We start from the raw sequence: 403 nt of genomic DNA, 5'->3' as shown, positions 1-403 counted from the left end.
CAAGCGCTACATCGGCGACACGCAAGCGCCGCTGGCTACCCGCACCACGGGCGTCAACGCCAGCGCGCGCAGCCTGGTCTATGCCGATGGCATCCTGCTCTCGGCGCTGGTGAACAACAACAACGGCAATGGCTCGCCGCGCTGGTTCATGGTGGCGCCGGAAGAAATCGAACGCATCGACGTGATGTATGGCCCCTTTGCCGCGGAGTATCCGGGCAATTCCTATGGTGCAGTCACCGAGATCACCACCCGGATGCCGCAGCACTTCGAGGCCAGCATCAAGGCCCAGTATGCGCAGCAGGACTTCAGCCACTACGGTGCTTCCGGTACCTATCGCGCCCAGGAGTACAACGTCGGTTTGGGTAACCGTAGCGGCGCGCTGGCCTGGCGTTTCTCGGTCAAT

General features: G+C 62.8%; 1 protein-coding gene. It reads left to right on the top strand.

Annotation, left to right across the window (positions count from 1 at the left end; translation table 11 throughout):
- Window positions 1-403 (top strand): TonB-dependent receptor plug domain-containing protein (locus I5W_RS14465; RefSeq protein ID WP_044529752.1); only part of this gene is annotated, 403 nt, incomplete at both ends.

It is taken from the genome of Herbaspirillum sp. B65, assembly GCF_000333555.1.
GTDB lineage: Bacteria > Pseudomonadota > Gammaproteobacteria > Burkholderiales > Burkholderiaceae_D > Herbaspirillum > Herbaspirillum rubrisubalbicans.
This window is presented reverse-complemented; position numbering and strand designations above follow the sequence as displayed.